The following is a 4,962-nucleotide window of genomic DNA, read 5'->3' as shown; positions in this document are numbered from 1 at the left end:
GGCTGTGCTCGATGCAGTGAATGCGCCGGCTGCGCGAGTCGGGATTCCCTTCTGAGAGTGCGCCCGGACCTATTGCCGGCCCGCGCGCTGCGCTGAATTCCTCACCGGCTTGTCGTCGTCCTTCTTGTCGAGGAAGTCTTCCTTGAACTCCTTCTTGATGGTCCGGGCGGCCCGGCTCGAGGCTTTGCCGACGTCCTTGCCCACCTTCCTGGCGGTCTTGCCGACCTGCTTGCCCATCTGCTTGGCGTCGCTGCCCATCTGTCTGGCGGCCTTCCTGACGTCGCTCTGTGCTTCTGCCGCCCAGGCCCCCGCCTGAGCGCCGATCAACACGCACGCAGCCAGCAAAGCAATCGTCAGCCTCATATCCAGGATCCGACCCCCACGCGACGCCCGGCACTGCCTGTTCACGCAATTGTGTGCAGGCAGCTGCATTCTAGCCTCCGTGCCTGTGTAAGGCCGGCCCGCGTGCCGCGACGTATATATCGAAAGTCGGATTTCTTGTCCCTGCGCGTGCTCCTACAGTGGTATCGCGGCCGCAGTGCCGGCCGCATCGCGCAAGCGCAACCAGAGGAGAGCCAGCCATGCTGCCCTGCGATGAATGCCACGGCTCCGGCATCGCGACCTGTCCTGAATGCAAAGGACGGGGTTACGTGCGGGACGTGCACCGATCGGACCAGGCGCAATCGCGCGCCTGCGCAACGTGCTGCGGGAGAAAGTCTGCCCGCTGCACCACCTGCGGCGGGATCGGCTGGCTGGGTCCGGACAACGCGGTCGCGTACACGGTGGAGAACCTGCGATGTTTGCCGCCATCGCCAATGTCCTGGTCCGCTTCCTGAGCCACCCGGCCGCGCGATTCCGGCCACTGGCGACGGCGCGCACCGAGGAGTTGCGCGCACTGTTGCAACCGGGCGACGTGTTGCTGGTCGAGGGCAACACGCGCATCGGCGCACTCATCCGATACGCGACGCAATCCACCTGGTCGCACGCGGCGCTGTACGTGGGCGAGGTCCCGGGAGTGGCTGGCGACGGCCCCGAACCCAATGTGCTCATCGAAGCCGATCTGGTCAGAGGCGTGTGCGCGGTGCCCTTGTCCACCTATGAGGGCTTCCACACCCGGATCTGCCGGCCGGCCGGACTGACAAGGGACGAGGCTTCCCGGCTGGTCGGCTTCATGGCCGCGAACCTTGGCAAGAAGTACGATCTGAAGCGTGTGTTCGGGCTCGCCCGATACTCCCTCCCGCTGCTGCCGGCCCGGCTGCGCAGGGGGCGCGGACCGTTGCCCGAGCGCGGCGAACCGGGCAAGGCGGTCTGCTCGACGCTGATCGCGCAGGCGTTCCAGTCGGTCCGCTACCCCGTATTCCCGCCCGACAACAGCCAGCTTGCCGCCCCGCGTCATTCGGGCCTTTGCGTGCCGCGCGATTTCGACGTCTCTCCTTACTTCGCCATCGTCAAGCCGGTGCCGCAGCGACGTTTCGACTTGTGCGGTCTTGCGCACGAGCAACCCGATGCGCTGCGCCCTGCGGGCGCGGACGCGCAGGCCTCGGCGGGGGTCGCCGCCGGTTGAAGCACGCGGGCTGATCGTCCGCGCGCCGCTAGCTTCAGCGCAGCTGCACCCGCGCGCGGACCGTGCCTGCGCGCTCATGTCGGGCTGCAAGCCCGAGTACCTGGCCTTTCTTTCCGCGCACGACCCATTCGACCTTGAGGCGGTCGCTGGTCTCGTCCGCTGCGGTCCCGGCCCAGGTATTCGCGGCTGCAGGCTTGTAGGCCCGCCCTTCCAGCTCACCGGCCTCTTCGCGCAACTTGCCCGTGACCAGAATCGCGCCCTCGGGCAGCTCCAGCTCGCAGATCACGCCACGGCAGAACTTCTTGTTCTTGGCGTGCCGGGTGACGTAGCTGGGTAGCCAGCCGGTGTTGTGGACGGCCAGGCGCACGCGCCAAGCGTCGGGGGAAAGCGGGCTTGCGGAAGCCTCGAGAACTTCCAGCCGCGGCGAGATGAGGCAATGCCAGGTCAGCCACCTCGACAGCGGCGCGAGTTCCTTTTCCAGAAGCGCGTGCGGCGGATTGGTCCACGTGTACAGGCTGTCCCAGCCACCCAGTTCGACCCTGCCCAGTTGCGGATGATCGAACGGGTACCAGTCGACAAACCCTCTGCCGGCCAGGGCGGTATCGTTCCATTTCATCAGCTTCAGGTCGTCCTCCGGCGGGTGCTCGCGGTACCAGTCGATGAACTTGTAGTTCTCGATGCCGGCTTGCCGCTGCGGGCTCCAGATCTCCACGGTCCAGGCGTACACGCCGCGGTGCTCGTACATCCACGAGTCGAAGTCGCCGGTGATGACTTCCTTCGGGTGGTAGCGGAAGTCGTGGTAGGAGGACACCGCCGGATATCCGGTCATCTCCGTGCCCTGAGCGCCGATCTTCTGATAAGTCCACAAATCCTCCGCCGGCATCAGCTCGTCCGCCTGATGGGAGTAGGGGCGCAGCAGCACGCCGCTGTAGGTGTGGAACGCGACGGCGGCGGTGATGTTGGGGTGAGCAGCGATGAAGCGGGCGAGTGCCGCGATCTCGGGTTCCGACGTGGGGAAAGGACCGGCACCGTGCTGCTCGGCCTCCGTGCGCCAGAAGGCCGGAAAGTTGCGGTTCAGATCCAGGCGTTCTTTCTTCGGTTGCAGGCGCAGGGTTACTCCATCCCAGTTCTCGATGCGTCCTTCGGGCAGCACCCGGTAGTAGCGCCCCCCGCTCTCGGTCGGATCGCGGCGCACGAGAATGCGCGGATCGCGCTCGAAAGCCTTCCACGGCCCGTTGGGATCGGGAACGCGCATCGTGAGGATGCGCCCGTCGCCGTCGATATCTTCGCGCTTCAGTCCTTCCAGCGGTTCTTCGTCGTAGGGGTAGGGGCGGGTGCTCGAGCGCACGATGCGCGGCGGCACCTCCAGCGCCCACTCGGCGCCGTCGGGATTGACTCGCGGGCATATGTAAAAGGCGCGGGTATCCAGGCAGCGCGTGATGTCACGGTCCTTGCCGTACCCGGTGAGCAGCGTGTGCAACAGATGCAGGCAGGCCATGGATCCCGCCAATTCCGAGGCATGGATGTTGCCGTCGGCCCACAGCGCAGGTTTCTCGTGGTCCGGCCCGCTGCGGAAGTTGGTGACCCGCGCGACCAGGATGTCGCGGCCCTCGAAGCTCTTGCCAACGGGTTCGACGCGCAACAGCTGGGAATGCTCGATTCCCCAGTCGGAAAGAATCCGGGTGAGGTCGTCGTAACGGTAGTAGGTATCGAAGCGGACTTTCATGATCGCGCCACGAAATCGGTCTGCGGAACGAAACGGGAGGACACGAAGGCAGGCAGCAAAGACGACGGAGCCTTCGTATCCCGCTCTTCCTTGCTTCAATGACCGAGGACACGATGCGGCTGATACGGCTCCGCGAGCGCTTTCAGTTCTTCCTCGGTGAGCCTGATGTCGATTGCCTTGACGGCGTCGTCGATGTGGTGCGGTTTGGTCGCACCGATGATGGGCGCGGTCACGCCCGGCTGCTGCAGCAGCCACGCCAGGGCGATCTGTGCATTGACCACGCCACGCTGTCTTGCGATCTGCGTCACGCGCTCCACCACGGCGAAGTCGGAGTCCTGGTAGTAGAGCTGATGCGCGAAATCGTCCGACTTGGCGCGTTTCGTCTCGCCCCAGTCCCGCTTCGAACGATTGCCCGCCAGAAAACCGCGTGCGAGCGGGCTCCAGGGGATGATCGCGACACCCTCCTCGCTGCACAGCGGAATCATCTCGCGCTCTTCCTCGCGATAGACCAGGTTGTAGTGGTTCTGCATCGTGACAAAACGGCTGTAGCCCTTGAGGTCCGCGACGTAGAGCATCTTCGCGAACTGCCAGGCGTACATCGAAGACGCTCCGATGTAGAGCGCCTTTCCCGCCTTCACCACATCGGTCAGCGCTTCCAGCGTCTCCTCGATGGGCGTGGTCTTGTCGAAGCGGTGAATCTGGTACAGATCCACGTAGTCCATGCCCAGGCGCCGCAGGCTGTCGTCGATGGCGTGCACGATGTGCTTGCGCGACAGCCCGCGCTGGTTGGGGTCGTCACCCATCGGGTTGTAGACTTTGGTCGCGACCACCACCCGGTCCCGTGGAATGCCGAGTTCCTTCAGCGCGCGCCCGAGCACGACCTCGCTTTCGCCGCGCGAATACATGTCCGCGGTGTCGAAGAAATTGATGCCCGCTTCCCACGCCTGCCGGATGAACGGCACGGACGCGTCGTAGTCCAGTACCCAGTCGCGCCATTTCGAGGAACCGTACGTCATGCATCCGAGACAGATTCGGGAAACTTTCAAACCTGTTGTGCCGAGATTGACGATCTGCATTGTTACGGGCCTCTTTGCCTATGTGTTGTCCACCGTGCCGGTAGTGCTCAGGCGGATTCTAGACGAGTCCCGGGGGCTCCAGTACGCGTGCGTGGGGTCATGCCTTGACCGCGGCTCGGGGAAAGCAATCGCCCGCGGGAACAGGGAAAAGCGAAACGCAAAACTTGCAAGGCAGCGTTCTTCTGGGCGTGTGGATAGCCGGGCGGCCGCAGCGGGCCGATGCGAGCCGCCGCTCAGGCCACTTCGACCGCCGGGCTTTTGCGGCCTTCGGTCGCTTTCATGGCCTCCAGCAACAGCTTCGGATCGTTGCGGGCGAGCCGTTGCGCGTCGGAGAGCATGCGACGCCAGATGCGCGCGCCCGGCTCGCCGTGGTAGAGGCCCAGCATATGCCGCGTGATCGCGCGCAGCGGCGTGCCAAGCGCGACTTCACGCCAGGCGTACTCCATCATCGCCTCGATTATCTGTGCGCGCGTCGGGGCGGCCCTTCCGAATATTGCGGCGTCGAGGCGGGCGAGCACGTACGAATCGTGATACGCCGCGCGCCCGAGCATGACCCCGTCCACCCGCGCCAGCGCCGCCAGCGCCGCCGGCGGGTC

Annotated in this window: 5 protein-coding genes; 1 reads left to right on the top strand and 4 read right to left on the bottom strand. The window is 65.3% G+C overall.

What is annotated here, in order from left to right; all coding sequences use genetic code 11:
- Window positions 1-69: 69 nt before the first annotated feature.
- Window positions 70-363, bottom strand: coding sequence for a hypothetical protein (locus VNM24_06040; protein ID HWQ38163.1), 294 nt, complete (start codon window positions 361-363; stop codon window positions 70-72).
- A gap of 433 nt (window positions 364-796) precedes the next feature.
- On the opposite strand from VNM24_06040, the gene VNM24_06035 reads away from it, so the two are divergent.
- Window positions 797-1,564 carry a lipo-like protein gene (locus VNM24_06035; GenBank protein HWQ38162.1) on the top strand — a complete coding sequence of 256 codons (768 nt, stop codon included), beginning with the start codon at window positions 797-799 and terminating at the stop codon, window positions 1,562-1,564.
- A 34-nt stretch (window positions 1,565-1,598) separates the two neighbouring features.
- Here the strand turns inward: VNM24_06035 and VNM24_06030 are convergent, their stop codons facing one another.
- The 3 genes from VNM24_06030 to VNM24_06020 all read right to left on the bottom strand — a co-directional run.
- Entirely contained in the window at window positions 1,599-3,290 is a 1,692-nt protein-coding gene (locus tag VNM24_06030) for a M14 family metallopeptidase (protein ID HWQ38161.1), read from the bottom strand.
- A gap of 95 nt (window positions 3,291-3,385) precedes the next feature.
- Window positions 3,386-4,366: an aldo/keto reductase gene (locus VNM24_06025; GenBank protein ID HWQ38160.1), complete on the bottom strand. Its 981-nt coding sequence runs from the start codon at window positions 4,364-4,366 to the stop codon at window positions 3,386-3,388.
- 233 nt (window positions 4,367-4,599) lie between these two features.
- Window positions 4,600-4,962 (bottom strand): tRNA-dihydrouridine synthase (locus VNM24_06020; protein HWQ38159.1); only part of this gene is annotated, 363 nt, incomplete at its 5' end.

It is taken from the genome of Burkholderiales bacterium (assembly GCA_035560005.1).
Classification (GTDB): Bacteria; Pseudomonadota; Gammaproteobacteria; order Burkholderiales; family Eutrophovitaceae; genus DASRFY01.
This window is presented reverse-complemented; position numbering and strand designations above follow the sequence as displayed.

Bases quoted from the DNA above. Each gene is read 5' to 3' on its own strand.
- VNM24_06035 (HWQ38162.1), top strand. From the start codon at position 797: ATGTTTGCCGCCATCGCCAATGTCCTGGTCCGCTTCCTGAGCCACCCG.
- VNM24_06025 (HWQ38160.1), bottom strand. From the start codon at position 4,366: ATGCAGATCGTCAATCTCGGCACAACAGGTTTGAAAGTTTCCCGAATC.
- VNM24_06030 (HWQ38161.1), bottom strand. From the start codon at position 3,290: ATGAAAGTCCGCTTCGATACCTACTACCGTTACGACGACCTCACCCGG.
- VNM24_06040 (HWQ38163.1), bottom strand. From the start codon at position 363: ATGAGGCTGACGATTGCTTTGCTGGCTGCGTGCGTGTTGATCGGCGCT.